General features: G+C 62.8%; 13 protein-coding genes and 2 pseudogenes. 8 read left to right on the forward strand and 7 right to left on the reverse strand.

Annotation, left to right across the window (positions count from 1 at the left end; translation table 11 throughout):
* Positions 1-2 precede the first annotated feature (2 nt).
* Both H2O14_RS13110 and H2O14_RS13115 read left to right on the forward strand, forming a co-directional pair.
* Entirely contained in the window at positions 3-470 is a 468-nt protein-coding gene (locus tag H2O14_RS13110; RefSeq protein ID WP_182828002.1) for a TerB family tellurite resistance protein, read from the forward strand.
* 4 nt (positions 471-474) lie between these two features.
* Complete coding sequence (locus H2O14_RS13115; protein WP_182828003.1) at positions 475-1224, forward strand: glutamine amidotransferase; 750 nt, start codon at positions 475-477, stop codon at positions 1222-1224.
* Here H2O14_RS13115 and H2O14_RS13120 read toward each other — a convergent pair whose 3' ends face one another.
* A complete protein-coding gene (locus tag H2O14_RS13120; RefSeq protein ID WP_182828004.1) occupies positions 1225-2463 on the reverse strand; it encodes an MFS transporter in 1239 nt (412 codons plus the stop codon). It lies immediately after the preceding gene.
* 134 nt (positions 2464-2597) lie between these two features.
* On the opposite strand from H2O14_RS13120, the gene H2O14_RS13125 reads away from it, so the two are divergent.
* Entirely contained in the window at positions 2598-2894 is a 297-nt protein-coding gene (locus tag H2O14_RS13125) for a YggT family protein (protein ID WP_182828005.1), read from the forward strand.
* Entirely contained in the window at positions 2895-3185 is a 291-nt protein-coding gene (locus H2O14_RS13130) for a DUF167 family protein (RefSeq protein WP_182828006.1), read from the forward strand.
* 3 nt (positions 3186-3188) lie between these two features.
* Here the strand turns inward: H2O14_RS13130 and ppa are convergent.
* Positions 3189-3727: pseudogene (gene ppa / locus H2O14_RS13135) on the reverse strand (inorganic diphosphatase).
* A gap of 173 nt (positions 3728-3900) precedes the next feature.
* On the opposite strand from ppa, the gene H2O14_RS13140 reads away from it, so the two are divergent.
* Positions 3901-4518: a hypothetical protein gene (locus tag H2O14_RS13140; RefSeq protein ID WP_182828007.1), complete on the forward strand. Its 618-nt coding sequence runs from the start codon at positions 3901-3903 to the stop codon at positions 4516-4518.
* Positions 4519-4534: 16 nt separating this feature from the next.
* On the opposite strand, the gene H2O14_RS13145 is transcribed toward H2O14_RS13140, so the two are convergent.
* The 4 genes from H2O14_RS13145 to H2O14_RS13160 all read right to left on the reverse strand — a co-directional run bounded on the left by H2O14_RS13145 (position 4535) and on the right by H2O14_RS13160 (position 11033).
* Positions 4535-5044, reverse strand: a complete 510-nt coding sequence (locus tag H2O14_RS13145; RefSeq protein WP_182828008.1) for a GNAT family N-acetyltransferase — start codon at positions 5042-5044, stop codon at positions 4535-4537.
* Positions 5045-5238: 194 nt separating this feature from the next.
* Entirely contained in the window at positions 5239-7074 is a 1836-nt protein-coding gene (gene typA, locus H2O14_RS13150; RefSeq protein ID WP_182828009.1) for a translational GTPase TypA, read from the reverse strand.
* Positions 7075-7266: 192 nt separating this feature from the next.
* The gene (locus H2O14_RS13155; protein ID WP_182828010.1) at positions 7267-8847 is read right to left on the reverse strand and encodes an alkaline phosphatase D family protein; all 1581 of its coding nucleotides are present in this window, start codon (positions 8845-8847) and stop codon (positions 7267-7269) included.
* 128 nt (positions 8848-8975) lie between these two features.
* On the reverse strand, positions 8976-11033 hold the full coding sequence (locus H2O14_RS13160; RefSeq protein ID WP_182828011.1) for a M3 family metallopeptidase: 2058 nt from the start codon (positions 11031-11033) through the stop codon (positions 8976-8978).
* Positions 11034-11190: 157 nt separating this feature from the next.
* On the opposite strand from H2O14_RS13160, the gene H2O14_RS13165 reads away from it, so the two are divergent.
* Both H2O14_RS13165 and H2O14_RS13170 read left to right on the forward strand, forming a co-directional pair.
* A complete protein-coding gene (locus H2O14_RS13165) occupies positions 11191-11664 on the forward strand; it encodes a MarR family winged helix-turn-helix transcriptional regulator (RefSeq protein ID WP_182828012.1) in 474 nt (157 codons plus the stop codon).
* Between the two features lie 11 nt (positions 11665-11675).
* On the forward strand, positions 11676-12857 hold the full coding sequence (locus H2O14_RS13170) for a multidrug effflux MFS transporter (protein ID WP_182829367.1): 1182 nt from the start codon (positions 11676-11678) through the stop codon (positions 12855-12857).
* A gap of 55 nt (positions 12858-12912) precedes the next feature.
* Here the strand turns inward: H2O14_RS13170 and H2O14_RS13175 are convergent, their stop codons facing one another.
* Positions 12913-14136 carry an argininosuccinate synthase gene (locus H2O14_RS13175; RefSeq protein WP_182828013.1) on the reverse strand — a complete coding sequence of 408 codons (1224 nt, stop codon included), beginning with the start codon at positions 14134-14136 and terminating at the stop codon, positions 12913-12915.
* Between the two features lie 231 nt (positions 14137-14367).
* Between H2O14_RS13175 and H2O14_RS13180 the strand changes: the two are divergent.
* Positions 14368-14945: pseudogene (locus H2O14_RS13180) on the forward strand (SDR family NAD(P)-dependent oxidoreductase); the annotation flags it as partial.
* Position 14946: the final 1 nt, after the last annotated feature.

Here is a 14946-nt window from a genome sequence, read left to right on the forward strand (position 1 = left end):
GCATGTTCGAGAAGCTGATGGGTTTCCTCAACGCGCTGGGCGGCGAGACGCCGAAGGTGGAGCCGGACAGCCCAACGGTGGCGGTGATTGCGCTGGCGCTCAGCGTCATCCAGGCCGACGGGGTGGTCAAATCAGCCGAAGAGCAGATGCTGGAGAAGGTGATTCGCGACTATTTCAATCTCAGCGGTCCGGAGTTTCGCGACCTGCTCGCCACCGCGCGCCAGCAGGAAGAGGAGGCGGTCGATTTCTTCCGCTTCACGTCGCGCATCAACAGGGAACTCGACGAACGCCAAAAGCTCGAATTCATCGGCATGCTCTGGCAGATCGTCCATGCCGATCACGAGCGCAATGAGCTCGAGGATCACCTGATCTGGCGGATCGCTGAGCTGATCGGCGTGTCCGGTCGCGACAGGGTGACCAAGCGCATGGAAGTCGAGCGCCGTCTCGACGAAAATGGGGAGACGTCCTGACAGCATGTTGCGCCAACCCGCCAAGACCAAGAAGGTGGATGACCGCCCGGTTCTGATCGTGCTGCACCAGGAGCGCTCGACGCCCGGCCGCGCCGGCCAGATGCTGGAGGCGAAGGGCTACCGCCTCGATATCCGCCGACCTGCGCTCGGCCAGAAATTGCCCGACACTTTGCGCAATCATGCCGGCGCCGTGGTGTTCGGCGGTCCGCAAAGCGCCAATGACGATCTTGATTACATCAAGGCCGAGATCGACTGGATCGAGGTGCCGCTCTCGGAAAACAAGCCTTATCTCGGGATCTGCCTGGGTGCGCAAATGCTGGTCAAGCATCTCGGCGGCAAAGTGGAAAGCCATACGGAAGGAAAGACCGAGATCGGCTGGTATCCGATCTCCGCGACCGATGACGGCCAAAAACTGATGGACTGGCCGTCCATGGTCTATCACTTCCACCGCGAAGGCTTCGACCTACCGTCCGGCGCAGTGCGGCTCGCGCGGGGCGACACCTATGAGAACCAGGCGATCCGCTATGGCGACAATGCCTGGGGCGTGCAGTTTCACGGCGAATTGACGCGGATGATGATGCATCGCTGGGTGGTGCATGGCGCGCATCGTTTCGAAATGCCCAACGCCCAGACGGGCGACAAGCATCTCGAAGGCCGTTTCCTGCATGATCAGGCGCTGAAACTCTGGATGTCGAACATGCTCGACCTCGTCTTCGGCCAACGCCTGATCGCCGCGCAGAGCGCGACCGGCTGATCAGTCGCGCACCGGAGCGTCCAGCGTATCGATCTTGCGCAATTGCGGGAACAACCAGGCCCAACCGACGGAGACCATCAGCGCGCCGACCCCACCGATCACCACCGCCGGGACCGCGCCGAAGCCCCAGGCCATGACGCCGGCGCGTGCCTCGCCCAATTCGTTGGAGGCGCCGATAAACACGGAATTGACGGCGTTGACGCGGCCGCGCACTTCGTCGGGCGTCCAGAGCGCCAGAAGCGTTTCGCGCACATAGACCGAAATCATGTCGCCCGCGCCCATCACCACCAGCGCAGCGATCGAAAGCCATGCGGTTTGCGACAAGCCGAACACCAGCGTGCCCAGGCCGAACACCGCTACGCCGATGAACATGGTGACGCCGGCGCCTTTCCGGATCGGGAAGCTCGCGAGGTAGATCGCCATCACGATCGCGCCGATGCCGGGCGCGGCGCGCAGCAAGCCAAGGCCGAAGGGCCCGAGAACGAGGATGTCGGAGGCGAAGACCGGCATCAACGCCACGGCGCCGCCGAGCAGCACGACAAAGAGATCGAGCGAGATCGCGCCGAGCACCACCTTCTCATGGCGGATGAAGCCGAAGCCGGCGACGATATAGGCCCAGCTCTTGTCTTCGGACACTGTCTTCTGGCTCGGCTTGGGCACCAGGAAGATCAGGATCGCGCCGGCAGCCATGAACACGAAAGCGACGCCATAGGCGACGATGGGACCGACGCCATAGAGAAGGCCGCCGGCCATGGGACCGACGATCGAGGCCGTCTGCCAGGACGAGGCGTTCCAGGCGAAGGAATTGGCGAGATCCTTCTCCGGCACCAGATTGGGCGCGAGAGATTGCACCGCCGGGCCCATAAAGGCGCGTTCGATGCCGAAAATGGTCAGGATGGCGAAGACCAGCGCCGGCGCGAAAGCGTCCGCGACGGTGAGGGCGAGAAGGGCTGCGGCGCAGCCGGCGCTGATGGTCAGGCAGATGGCGACGATGGCGCGCCTGTTGTAGCGGTCGGCCACCGAGCCGGTGACGAGAATCAACAGAAGTGACGGCAGAAACTGAACAAGGCCGATCAGCCCGAGAAACAGCGTGCTCTTGGTGACTTCATACATCTGCCAGCCGACGGCCACGGAGATGATCTGGATGGCGAAAGCGGCAAGGAAACGCGCGAAAAAGAACAGGGTGTAGGACCGATGCCGGAACGCGGCAAAGCGGTCTTCCGCTGCGGCAAGTGACATTGGGAGTATTTCCTCGATTGATCCGGCCTCTGAAATGCGGGCCATTAAGTATGAATGAGCCGGCGCGCAAGGCCGCCCTTGCCCGATAAAGACCGGTTCATTACATGTCTGTCAACGTTTAATCGGAGCAGACCATGCTGGCCATTCTCAATACGATCCTGTTCGCGCTGAACATCTATATCTGGATACTCATCGCATCGGCGATCTTCTCCTGGCTCTACGCCTTCAACGTCATCAATTCGCGCAACCAGTTCGTCGCCATGATCGGCCAGGCCCTGTCGGCGCTGACTGAACCGGTCCTGCGACCCATCCGGCGCTTCATGCCCAATCTCGGCGGCGTCGATATTTCACCGATCGTGGTCTTCATCCTGATCTACTTCATTCAGCAGATCATCATTCTTTATCTCTATCCGATGGCGGCCGGCTACTAAGTGGCGACAGAGCCGTTTTTGCGGCTCGCCGTGCGGCTGACGCCGAGCGGCGGGCGCGACGCCGTCGAAGGTTTCGAGACGGATGCGGCCGGCGAGCGCTGGCTGAAGGCGCGCGTGCGCGCCGCGCCTGAGGACGGCAAGGCCAACAAGGCGCTGGTCGAGCTTCTGGCCAAGACGCTCAAATTGCCCAAATCGTCCATCTCCTTTCAGTCCGGCGAAACGTCGCGTAAAAAAATCCTCCGGATCGAGGCCGATTCGGAGGATGTTCTCAACAAACTCGGCAAGGACTGAGGCTTACTTGGCCTTTTCGGCCTTGGCGCGCTCGATGGCTTCGACGATCAGTTCCTTGGCGCGGGCGGAGCCTTCCCAACCGAACAGCTTGACCCATTTGCCGGGCTCGAGATCCTTGTAGTGCTGGAAGAAATGCTCGATCTGCTTGACGGTGATCTCCGGCAGGTCGGTGTATTCATGCACCTTCTCATAGCGGAGCGTCAGCTTGGGCGAAGGCACGGCGATGATCTTTTCGTCCTTGCCGGAATTGTCTTCCATCATCAGCACGCCGATCGGGCGGACATTGATGACGCAGCCCGGCACCAGCGGACGGGTCGAGGCGATCAGCACGTCGATCGGATCGCCGTCGTCCGACAGCGTGTGCGGCACGAAGCCGTAATTGCCCGGATAGGTCATCGGCGTATAGAGGAAGCGGTCGACCACCAGCGTGCCAGCCTCCTTGTCCATCTCATACTTGATCGGATGGCCGCCGACGGGCACTTCCACGATCACATTGATGTCTTCGGGGGATTTTTGCCGATGGATACTGCGTCGATGCGCATCTGTGCCTCCGCTGGGTGGAAAATTCCGCATTGCGATAGACGAAAAACATGGGGAAGACAACAAGACCATCGGACAAAAGCGCCCGCGGATTTTGGGCTGGCGCGGCTGGTTGCGTGATGTAACATGAGATCCAGCCAAGGCGCAAAACGAGACGGGCGGGGCGGGCGACGCAATGAGACACGGTGCAATCTGGATCATTCTGACGGCGCTGTTCGCCGGCTCCGCGCATGCCGAAGAAAGCATCTATACCGACCTCGATCTCGACGCCTGCGTGTCGATCAATCCGACAGCCGAGGAAGAGCCGGGCGGCTTCGCCTCGCTGCGCTGCACGGGCTATCAGGGCGCGCCCGTCTATTTCAAGGAATTCGACCTGCGCCAAAGCGTCTATTACGGTCCGGTGTCCAAGAAGATCATCGACGAGGCCGGCGAGACCTTCTCCGCCTTCAATCACGTCGGCAAGAAGATCGAGTGGCGTCTGGCTGCGGATGGAAGTCCGCAAGCGACGATCCTGCGCTGGTTCATCGAAAACACCAATCCCGACACTGGCGCGACGGACAAGGCTTCGACGGGACAGGTCCTGGTGATCTCCAAGGTCGCGACCAAAGACGATCCGATGGGCTGCGTGGCCGGCTATGTCGACGCGCTCGCTAATCCGGAGCCCAATCTTCTGGCGCGGCAGGTGGCCGACGAGATCGCGCCCGGTTTCGCCTGCGGCGTCGACCGGCCGACCTATCATGGCGAGCGGGGCGAGAAAGCCGGCGAGCCGTCCTACAGCTTTCCGGAACCGTAGTTGCGAATCGAAACGCTTAGTTCGGCCAGATGAAGCCGAGCTTCTTGAGCGCGGCGTCGCCGAAATCCTCCATTCCCTCGGCCACATCGAGGCCGCCGCTGGCGCGGAAGAAGGTGACGGCGTGCTCGCTGTCTTCGAGGCACCAGGCGGCGAGCCCGCGCATGCCGAGCCCCTTCAGGATGGCCCTGGCTTCGCGGAACATGTAGCTCCCCAGCCCCGTGCCCTGGAATTCCGGCAGGATATAGAGTTCATAGATCTCTCCTTCCTGCTTGAGCGCCGGCGCGCGGTTGACGCCGATCGTCGTATAGCCGGCGATGGTTCCGCCGATATCGAGCAGGAGCAGCGTTGAAGGTCCCTGGGCGGCGCGGCGCCACCAGTCCTCCCTGCGGCGCTCCAGCATCTGGATCAGCGCCTTATGGGGGATCAAGCCGCTATAGGCGTGCAGCCAGGATCGCCGATGGGTTTCGGCCACGGCGCGCGCATCGGAAGCCTCCGCCCGTCGCAAGTCAATCGACAACGTCTTCATAACGTTCCACCCATATGCCGGCCCCGGATCATCCGGGCCTACTCAAAACACCACCAGCGCGCCATGCGACGCAGTCGCGCAAAAGTTAACGCGGAATTAAGCTGCGCCGCAAGCCGTCATTGGTCATTCCGCATAGAAAAGCCCGGCCGCTCGGAAGCGGCCGGGCCAAATGGTTAATTCACAAACGCCAATTTTCAGGCGGCGCCGGCGGCCTTGGCCTTTTCCATGCGCTTGCGATCGTTGGCGTCGAGATACATCTTGCGCAGGCGGATGGACTTCGGCGTCACTTCGACGAGTTCGTCGTCCTGGATCCAGGAAAGGGCGCGGTCGAGCGTCATGCGGATCGGCGGGGTCAGCTTGACGGCTTCATCCTTGCCGGCGGCGCGGATGTTGGTCAGCTGCTTGCCCTTGAGCACGTTGACTTCGAGGTCGTTGTCGCGGCTGTGGATGCCGATGATCATGCCCATATAGACCTTCTCGCCCGGATCGATGATCATCGGACCGCGGTCTTCCAGGTTGAACAGGGCATAGGCCACCGCTTCGCCGGCGGCGTTGGCGAGCAGCACGCCGTTGATGCGGCCGCCGATCTGGCCCTTGAACGGCTGGTAGTCGTGGAACAGGCGGTTCATGATCGCCGTGCCGCGCGTGTCGGTCAGGAGTTCCGACTGGTAGCCGATCAGGCCGCGGGTCGGAGCGTAGAAGCGCAGACGAACGCGGTTGCCGCCCGAAGGACGCAGTTCGACCATTTCTCCCTTGCGCTCGGACATCTTCTGCACGACTACGCCGGAATGTTCTTCATCGACGTCGATGACGACTTCCTCGATCGGCTCCATCATCTGGCCGGTCGCTTCGTCCTTGTGCATCACCACGCGCGGACGCGACACGGCGAGCTCGAAGCCTTCGCGGCGCATGGTTTCGATGAGAACCGCGAGTTGCAATTCGCCGCGACCGGACACGTAGAACGAATCCTTGCCTTCGGCTTCTTCGATCTTCAGCGCGACATTGCCTTCGGCTTCCTTGAACAGGCGGTCGCGGATGACGCGGCTCGTGACCTTGTCGCCTTCGGTGCCGGCGAGCGGGCTGTCATTGACCAGGAAGGACATGGTGACGGTCGGCGGGTCGATCGGCTGAGCGGTCAGCGCTTCGGTGACAGAGGGGTCGCAGAACGTGTCGGCGACGGTGCCCTTGGAGAGGCCCGCGATCGCGACGATGTCGCCGGCATGGGCTTCTTCGATCGGCTGACGCTCGATGCCGCGGAAAGCGAGGATCTTGGAGATGCGGCCGGTTTCGATGAGCTTGCCGTCCTGACCGAGCACCTTGACGGCCTGGTTCGGCTTGATCGAGCCGGAATGGATACGGCCGGTGATGATGCGGCCCAGGAAGGGGTTGGCTTCGAGGATGGTGCCGATCATGCGGAAGGCGCCGTCTTCTTCGCCGACGCTCGGCTCGGGAACGTGGCGCAGCACGAGGTCGAGCAACGGCGCCAGGCCTTCGTCCTTCGGGCCTTCCGGATTGACGTTCATCCAGCCGTCGCGGCCCGAACCGTAGAGGATCGGGAAGTCGAGCTGTTCGTCGGTGGCGTCGAGATTTGCGAAGAGGTCGAAGACTTCGTTGATGACTTCCTCATGGCGGCCGTCCGGACGGTCGATCTTGTTGATCGCCACGATCGGGCGCAGGCCGACCTTCAGCGCCTTGGAGACGACGAACTTGGTCTGCGGCATCGGGCCTTCGGAGGAGTCGACCAGCACGATCGCGCCGTCCACCATCGACAGGATGCGCTCGACTTCGCCGCCGAAGTCGGCGTGGCCGGGGGTGTCGACGATGTTGATGCGCACGCCCTTCCACTCGATCGAGGTCGCCTTGGCGAGAATGGTGATGCCGCGCTCTTTTTCGAGATCGTTGGAGTCCATCATGCGCTCGACCGTGCGCTGGTTGTCGCGGAACGAGCCGGACTGCTTCAGAAGCTCGTCGACAAGCGTCGTCTTCCCATGGTCAACGTGTGCGATAATCGCGATATTGCGCATTTGCATGATGTGGATCTCTGAGTTCGTGGGCGCGGCAACGGGACGCGGCGCCAATTGTTTGGCGGCCTCATACCCTTTTTTGCAAATGCGAAAGGGGAGGCTTGATAAAGTCTAAACGCGGTAAATCCCGGCGGTTTCTCAGGAGGAAAAGAGCTCTCCGCACGAACTGCGCGGAGAGCAACTGAAAAGCTCGTGATCTCAGGCGAAGCGGGTCGGATCGAGCGTGATCTTCCAGAGTTCCTTGTCGGCGCGGTCCATCAGGCGCACCGTCAGCTGTTCGGTCTGGCCGTCGATGTCGACGAGGCCGAAGAACTGCATACCGGCCGAGGGCGGCAGGTTCTGGCCCTGCTCGGCCGTCGGCGCCGATACGAATTTCACCTCCGGACCGAAGGTCATGTCGAGATCGTTCGGGCCGAAGGTGCCGGCGTGAAGCGGACCCGAGACGAATTCCCAGAAGGGGTCGAAGTCCTTGAAGGCGGCGCGCGACGGATCATAGTGATGGGCTGCGGTGTAGTGGACATCCGCCGTCAGCCAGACGGTGTTGGTCACGCCGGCGCTCTTGATGAAGCGCAGCAGTTCGGCGAATTCGAGTTCGCGGCCGAGCGGGGCGCCGTTGTCGGCGTTGGCGACGGCTTCCTGGCCTTTCTTGTCCTTGCCGTTGTCCCAGACGACGAGGCCGATCGGCATGTCGCAGGCGAGAACCTTCCACGTGGCCTTGGAGGCGGCGAGTTCGCGCTTGAGCCAGGCCATTTGCTCGGCGCCGATGATGCGGGCTTTGTCCGACAGCGTAGTTTCCTTGTCGTCGCCATTCGGGCCGCGATAAGAGCGCAGATCGATGAAGAACACGTCGAGCAGCGGGCCATAGGCGATCTTGCGATAGACGCGGCCGGGTTCGGCCGGCGTGTAGCGGATCGGCGTCATTTCATGGAAGGCGCGGCCGGCGCGGGCGGCGAGCACGCGGACGGATTTTTCGGTATAGCGGTCGTCGCCCATCAGGTTCTTGGAATCCGACCAGTTGTTGACCACTTCATGGTCGTCCCACTGGAAGAAGGTCGGACAGACGGCGTTCATGGCGCGCACATGTTCGTCCATGAGATTGTATTTCCACTGGCCGCGATACTCGGCGAGCGTCTCGGCGACCTTGCGCTTCTCGTCGATGACGACTTTGTTGATCCATTTCTGGCCGTTCGGCAGTTCGACCTCGTCCTTGAGCGGACCGTCGGCATAGATCGTGTCGCCGGAATGCAGGAAGAAATCCGGCTGATGCTTGGCCATGGTCTTGTAGGTCACCACGCCTTCGTCATCGATGCCCCAGCCCTGGCCGACCATGTCGCCCGACCAGGCGAAGCGGATGTTGCGGCGGGAGGCGGGGGCGGTGCGGAAGCGGCCGGTCAGCGGCTCAGACGTCAGGTTGAGGTCCTGCAGGTCCGCGGCGACGAAGCGGTAGAAGATATCCTGATCGGACGGCAGGTTCTCGATCAGGCGCTTGGCGGTGAAATCGCTTTCCGGGCCGACATCGAGAGGCGCGAGGCGGATGGCGTCCTTGAAGCTCTCGACGGTCGAGACTTCCATCTGGATGCGGCTCGGACGATCGGTCCGCGTCCAGATCATGCCGGAATTGACGTCGACATCGCCGGACTGGACGCCGTGCGTGAAGACGGGGCGCTGGGCGGCGCGGACATAGGCGGGCAAAGTAAGGCCGGAAGCCGCGACCAGACCGGTCGCGCCGACGCCGCGCATCAGCGTGCGGCGGGTGACGGATTTCAAAATGCCTGACATTGATCTCTCCTGTTTGAAATTCGGCGCGGGCTCCTAGCGCCCGGCGCGCCACACAAACAGGCTTTCATGTCAGCGGGGCAAAGCCCCGATGACGTTTCTCTGACAATCCGACTGCAGCGGCCGCCGCCTCAGGCCGCGAGACCCTTCTTGCGCAGCATCGCCTCAGGGCTCGGCAGCTTGCCCCGGAAATCGATATAGGCGACTTCGGGATCGACCGAGCCGCCCGAGGCGTAGATGTGATCGCGAAGTTTCGCCGCCGTCTCGGGATCGAAGGCGTCGCCGGTTTCCTCGAAGGCCTCGAAAGCGTCGGCGTCGAGCACTTCCGACCACATGTAGGAATAGTAGCCGGCCGAATAGCCGTCGCCGGAGAAGACATGCTGGAAATGCGGCGTGCGGTGGCGCATGACGATGGAGGAGGGCATGCCGATCTCGGCCAGCACTTCACGCTCCACCGCCATGGGATCCTCTGCAGGCGCACGGGTGTGGAACGCCATATCCACCAGCGCCGAAGAGGTGAATTCGACGGTGGCGAAGCCTGCATTGAAGGTGCGGGCGGCCAGGACCTTGACGAGCAGCGCCTGCGGCATCGGCTCGCCCGTCTCGTAATGCACCGCATAGGTCTTGAGGATATCGGGAACCGTCAGCCAGTGCTCATAGAGCTGCGACGGCAGTTCGACGAAATCGCGCGACACGCCGGTGCCCGAGACGGAGGGATAGGTCACGTTGGACAGCATGCCATGCAAAGCGTGCCCAAATTCATGGAACAGCGTGCGGGCGTCGTCGAGAGAGAGCAGCGCCGGCTTGCCTTCGGCAGGTTTCGCGAAATTGCAGACATTGTAGATGATCGGCAGTTCGCCCTGGGCGCCGTTCTTGAGCGTCAGGCGGTGCTGGCTCTGGAGGGAGCTCATCCAGGCGCCGGAGCGCTTGGAGGGACGGGCGAAATAGTCGCCGAGGAACAACGCCTTCAAGGAGCCGTCGGCGTTGCGGATCTCGTAGACCCGGACATCGGGATGATAGCCGGCGACATCCGCCCTGCGCACCGCCTTGATCGCGAACAGGCGTTCGGCGACGGCGAAGCAGGCGTCGATGATCTTTTCGAGCTGCAGATAGGGCTTCAACTCGCTTTCGGAGAAATTGAAGGTGCGGGCGCGAAGCTTTTCGGCATAGTGGCGCCAGTCCCAGGGTTCGACGGCGTGGTTCTTGCCTTCTTCCGCGATGAGATGGGCCAGCTCGCCCTCTTCCTCCAACGCCTTGGCGCGGGCCTTTTCCCAGACCTGCATCAACAGGCCGTTCACGTGATCGGCGGTCTTGGCCATGGTGTTGTCGAGTTTCAGCGCGGCGTAGTGGGGATAGCTCAACAGACCGGCCTTTTCGGCGCGCAGCGCCAGCGTTTCGGCAATGATCTGGCGGTTGTCGGTCGCGCCGCCATTTTCGCCGCGGGCGATCCAGGCGCGGAAGGCAGTCTCGCGCAGGTCGCGATTGTCGGAGAATGTCAGGAAGGGTTCGATGATCGAGCGCGACAGGGTGACGGCGTATTTGCCCTTTTCACCGCGGCCTTCGGCGGCGGCGGCCATGGCGTCGCGCAGGAAGTCCGGCAAGCCCGCCAGGTCCTCTTCGCTTTCCAGCGGCAGAAACCAGTCCTTTTCATCCGCCAGCACGTTCTGGCCGAAATTGGTGCCGAGCGTAGAGAGCCGTTCGTTGATTTCGGCGAGGCGCTTCTGCTGATCCTTGGGGAGTTTGGCGCCCGACTTCACGAAGCCTTTCCAGTGGCGCTCCAGCACGCGGACTTCCTCGAGCGTCAGGCCAAGCTCGTCCTTCTTCGCCCAGAGCGCGTCGATGCGGGCGAACAGGGCTTCGTTCTGGCCGACCTTGGAATAATGCCGCGACATGACCGGAGAGATCTCGCGCTCCAGCGCCTGGATCACGTCGTTGGTGTCGGCGCCCGCCTTGTTCCAGAATAGGGCCGAGATGCGGGAGAGTTCATCGCCGGCGATTTCCAGTGCGATGACGGTGTTGGCGAATGTCGGCGCTTCGGGATTGCCGGCGATGTCGTCGATCTCCGCCTCATGCGTGGCGAGCGCCTGGGTGAAGGCGGCGGCGAAATCTTCGTCCTTGATCGCTTCGAAACGCGGCAGGCCGTGGGCGCCGCTCCAGGTGAAAATGGCTGGGTTCACTGTCTCGCTCATGCCGTCCAATCCTCGCAAATCACTGGCGTCTTTTCCCACATATAGGCGCAGTTTCGGCAAAATGGCGATGGGCGGAAAAGAACGGCGAGAAAATCGCCGCGCTTGAAACTATCCCACCCATATAATAAGTGAAGCTTACTAAATTTGCGGAGCGGGCATGACCCAAAGCGACAGTCTCGGATATCTCATGGCGGAGTCGGCCCGGCTGTTGCGCGCCGCCATCGAACGCGAACTCGCCGACGCGGGGCTCGGCCTGACGTCGTCGGAGGCGCGGGCGCTCGCCCATGTCGCCGAACGCGGCGGGGCGCGGCAGGCGGAGATCGCCGAGGCCATGGGTGTGGAGCCGATGACGGTCTGCGCCTATCTGGATCGGCTGGAAAAGGCCGGTTACGTGGAGCGTACGCCCGATCCGCGCGACCGTCGCGCCAAGAATGTCCGCACGACCGAGCAGGCGGAGACTGTTCTGGCCGCCGTCCGGTCCCGCGCCGGCGATCTCTATGATCAACTGTTTGCGGAATTCGACGCGGCTGACAGGGCGCGTTTCCTCGATGGTCTCGCTCTTCTCCGCGACGCTCTGCGGCGTCGGCTCGATGCGCCGCAGACGGGTTGCGGCAAGGCCGAAAAAGCGTGAGCCCCGCCCGCATGTCGAGCCTCAGGACGAGCCTGATCGGCGCCTTGCTGATCGCGCTCGGGCCGGTGTCGATGGCGCTCTACACGCCCGCCATGCCGGAACTGGTCGAGGCTTTCAGCACGACCGAGTCGATGATCAAACTGTCGTTGTCTGTCTATTTCATCGGCTTCGCCTGCGCTCAACTGCTGTCGGGGCCGGCCTCGGACGCCTTCGGGCGACGCAAGGCGAGCCTGGTCTTCCTCGCCATCTATCTGGCCGGCAGCATCGCCGCCGCAGTAGCGCCCTCGGTCGAGGCGCTGCTGATCGCGCGTCTGGTGCAGGGCGTCGGCGCCTCCGTCGGCGTCACCGTGTCGCGCGCCATCGTTCGCGACCAGTTCACCGGCGCCGAGGCCAGCCGGCTGCTCAACATGATCGGCATCATGCTGGCGGTGGGCCCGGCGGTAGGGCCAACGCTCGGCGGGCTGGCGCTCGCGCTGTTCGACTGGCGCGCCGTGTTTCTGCTGATGGTGATCTTCGGCGCAGCGAGCGCGGCCGTGGTCTTCTTCCTGATGCCGGAAACGACGCAGCCTGACCCGGCGCTCATCCGTCCCGTGCGGCTCGCGAAAGCCTATGGAACGCTGGCGGGCGATCTCCGGGTTCTGTCGTCTGCGCTGGTGCTGGCCGGCATCGTCGGGGCGCTTTACGCGCAGTCGACCATGCTGCCCTTCATCCTGATCAACCGGGTGGGGCTGACGCCGGTCGCCTTCGGTCTGGGCATGCTGATGCAGACGGGTTCCTATTTCGCCGGCAGCGTTGCTCTGCGGCTTGTCTCACCGCGATTGCCGCCCGGCTGGGCGGTGCGCATCGGGCTCGTTCTCACCGTTACGGGCGGAGCGGCGATCTTTCTGTCGACCCGCCTCGTCGAGCCGACTTTCCTGTCGATCATGCTGCCGGTGGCGTTCTGTTCCTTCGGGATGGCTTTCGTAATCCCCGACGTCACCACGGCGGGGCTGACGCCCTATCCGCATTTCGCCGGCACGGCCGCGGCGCTGATGGGCTTCATCCAGATGGGATCGGGCTTTCTCGGCGGGGCGGCCGCCGCTTGGATCGGCGATCCGCTCTCGGCTTTCGGCCTGATCATCCCGACCATGGAGCTCGTGGCGCTCCTGGCTTATGTCATCTTCACTGCGGCCTGGGCCAAAGCGGCCTCATAGAAAACGCCCGCCGCTCGGGGAGCGGCGGGCGCAAATGACTCACGTGAAACAGGGCTCAGCCCTTGAGGTTGCGCTTGCCGAGCGTGCGCAGGCGCAGCGCGTTGAGCTTGATGAAGCCGGCGGCGTCCTTCTGGTCGTAAGCGCCCTGGTCGTCTTCGAAGGTGACGAGCTGGTCGGAATAGAGCGACTTGGACGATTCACGGCCGATGACCATGACATTGCCCTTGTAGAGCTTGAGCGTCACTTCGCCTTCGACATGTTCCTGGCTCTTGTCGATCAGCGCCTGCAGCATTTCGCGCTCGGGCGAGAACCAGAAGCCGTAATAGATCAGCTCGGCGTAGCGCGGCATGATCTCGTCCTTGAGATGAGCGGCGCCGCGATCGAGCGTGATCGATTCGATGGCGCGATGCGCCGCAAGCAGGATCGTGCCGCCCGGCGTTTCATAGACGCCGCGGCTCTTCATGCCGACGAAACGGTTTTCGACCAGATCGAGACGGCCGATGCCGTTGTCGCGGCCGTAATTGTTGAGTTCGGCCAGCAGCGTCGCGGGGCTCATGTCCACGCCATTGATCGAGCAGGCGTCGCCCTTGCGGAAGCCGATCTTGATGGTCGTGGCCTTGTCGGGCGCGGCTTCCGGCGAAATGGTGCGCATATGCACATATTCGGGGGCTTCCTGGCTCGGATCTTCGAGAACCTTGCCTTCGGAAGAGGAGTGCAGCAGGTTGGCGTCGACGGAGAAAGGGGCTTCGCCCTTCTTGTCCTTGGCGACCGGGATCTGGTGCTGTTCGGCGAATTCCAAAAGGTCCGTGCGGCTCTTGAACGACCAGTCGCGCCAGGGAGCGATGATCTTGATGTCGGGGTTCAGCGCATAGGCGGAGAGCTCGAAGCGAACCTGGTCGTTGCCCTTGCCGGTCGCGCCGTGGGCGATGGCGTCGGCGCCGGTTTTCTTGGCGATCTCGATCAGATGCTTGGAGATCAGCGGACGGGCGATCGAGGTGCCGAGCAGATAGACGCCTTCATAGACGGCGTTGGCGCGGAACATCGGAAAGACGAAGTCGCGGACGAATTCTTCGCGGACGTCCTCGATGAAGATTTCCTTGATGCCGAGCATCTCGGCCTTCTTGCGGGCCGGCTCCAGCTCTTCGCCCTGGCCGAGATCGGCCGTGAAGGTCACGACTTCGGCGCCGAGTTCGGTCTGCAGCCATTTCAGGATGATCGAGGTGTCGAGACCGCCGGAATAGGCGAGAACGACTTTCTTCACGTCTTTGGGAAGCGCCATGGCAAAAATCCATCAGGGTTCGAGATATCGGGGGTCTTTTAGCCCTATTGGCGGCAGTTTCAAGCCCGGGGGCGGCGGCGAGTGGGCTCAGACGCGGCGAAATCTGGACATTTCCGCCGCAGTGGATGGATAGGTGGCGGCAGGCGCCGCTTTCCGCTACGAAAAAGGGAACAGGCATGGAGCCCAGTCATTATTCGGGTTCTGCGCAAGAACCAGCCAAGGGAGGCCTTCATGAACGATAACGCGCTTCACCCCGTCTTCAAATCCCAAGCGACCGCCGTGGTCACCGGCGCCGCCTCGGGCATCGGGCTCGCCGCCGTCAAGCGGTTTGCCGAACTCGACATGAACGTCGTCCTCGCCGATCTCGGCGGCGACCGGTTGATCGAAGCGGAAAAGGCGGTGGTTGCGATTGCGCCGCGCGGCCAGGACGCGGTGGCGGCGATCCCCACCGACGTGTCGAGCCTCGCCGAGATCGAGATCCTGTCGGAAGATGCGGAAAGCCGTTTCGGCAAGGTGCATGTGATCATGAACAATGCCGGCATTCAACCCGGCAGCGCGCTGTTCGGCCCGATTGAAAACTGGGAAAAAGTGTTCCACGTGAATCTCTGGGGCGTGATCCATGGCAGCCGCGTCTTCGGCCAGAAGATGCTGGCGCATGGCGAGCATGGGCTGATCATCAACACCGGCTCCAAGCAGGGCATCACCACGCCCCCGGCGATCCCGCCTACAACACCGCCAAAGCCGGCGTCAAAGCCTTCACCGAGGCGCTGGCGCATGAATTGCGCAATGTCGAGGGCGGCGCGCTGTCGG

Source organism: Rhizobium sp. G21 (assembly GCF_014158035.1).
Lineage (GTDB): Bacteria > Pseudomonadota > Alphaproteobacteria > Rhizobiales > Rhizobiaceae > Rhizobium_E.

Bases quoted from the DNA above. Each gene is read 5' to 3' on its own strand.
- H2O14_RS13110 (WP_182828002.1), top strand. From the start codon at position 3: ATGTTCGAGAAGCTGATGGGTTTCCTCAACGCGCTGGGCGGCGAGACG.
- H2O14_RS13115 (WP_182828003.1), top strand. From the start codon at position 475: ATGTTGCGCCAACCCGCCAAGACCAAGAAGGTGGATGACCGCCCGGTT.
- H2O14_RS13120 (WP_182828004.1), bottom strand. From the start codon at position 2,463: ATGTCACTTGCCGCAGCGGAAGACCGCTTTGCCGCGTTCCGGCATCGG.
- H2O14_RS13125 (WP_182828005.1), top strand. From the start codon at position 2,598: ATGCTGGCCATTCTCAATACGATCCTGTTCGCGCTGAACATCTATATC.
- H2O14_RS13140 (WP_182828007.1), top strand. From the start codon at position 3,901: ATGAGACACGGTGCAATCTGGATCATTCTGACGGCGCTGTTCGCCGGC.
- H2O14_RS13145 (WP_182828008.1), bottom strand. From the start codon at position 5,044: ATGAAGACGTTGTCGATTGACTTGCGACGGGCGGAGGCTTCCGATGCG.
- typA (WP_182828009.1), bottom strand. From the start codon at position 7,074: ATGCAAATGCGCAATATCGCGATTATCGCACACGTTGACCATGGGAAG.
- H2O14_RS13155 (WP_182828010.1), bottom strand. From the start codon at position 8,847: ATGTCAGGCATTTTGAAATCCGTCACCCGCCGCACGCTGATGCGCGGC.
- H2O14_RS13160 (WP_182828011.1), bottom strand. From the start codon at position 11,033: ATGAGCGAGACAGTGAACCCAGCCATTTTCACCTGGAGCGGCGCCCAC.
- H2O14_RS13165 (WP_182828012.1), top strand. From the start codon at position 11,191: ATGACCCAAAGCGACAGTCTCGGATATCTCATGGCGGAGTCGGCCCGG.
- H2O14_RS13170 (WP_182829367.1), top strand. From the start codon at position 11,676: ATGTCGAGCCTCAGGACGAGCCTGATCGGCGCCTTGCTGATCGCGCTC.
- H2O14_RS13175 (WP_182828013.1), bottom strand. From the start codon at position 14,136: ATGGCGCTTCCCAAAGACGTGAAGAAAGTCGTTCTCGCCTATTCCGGC.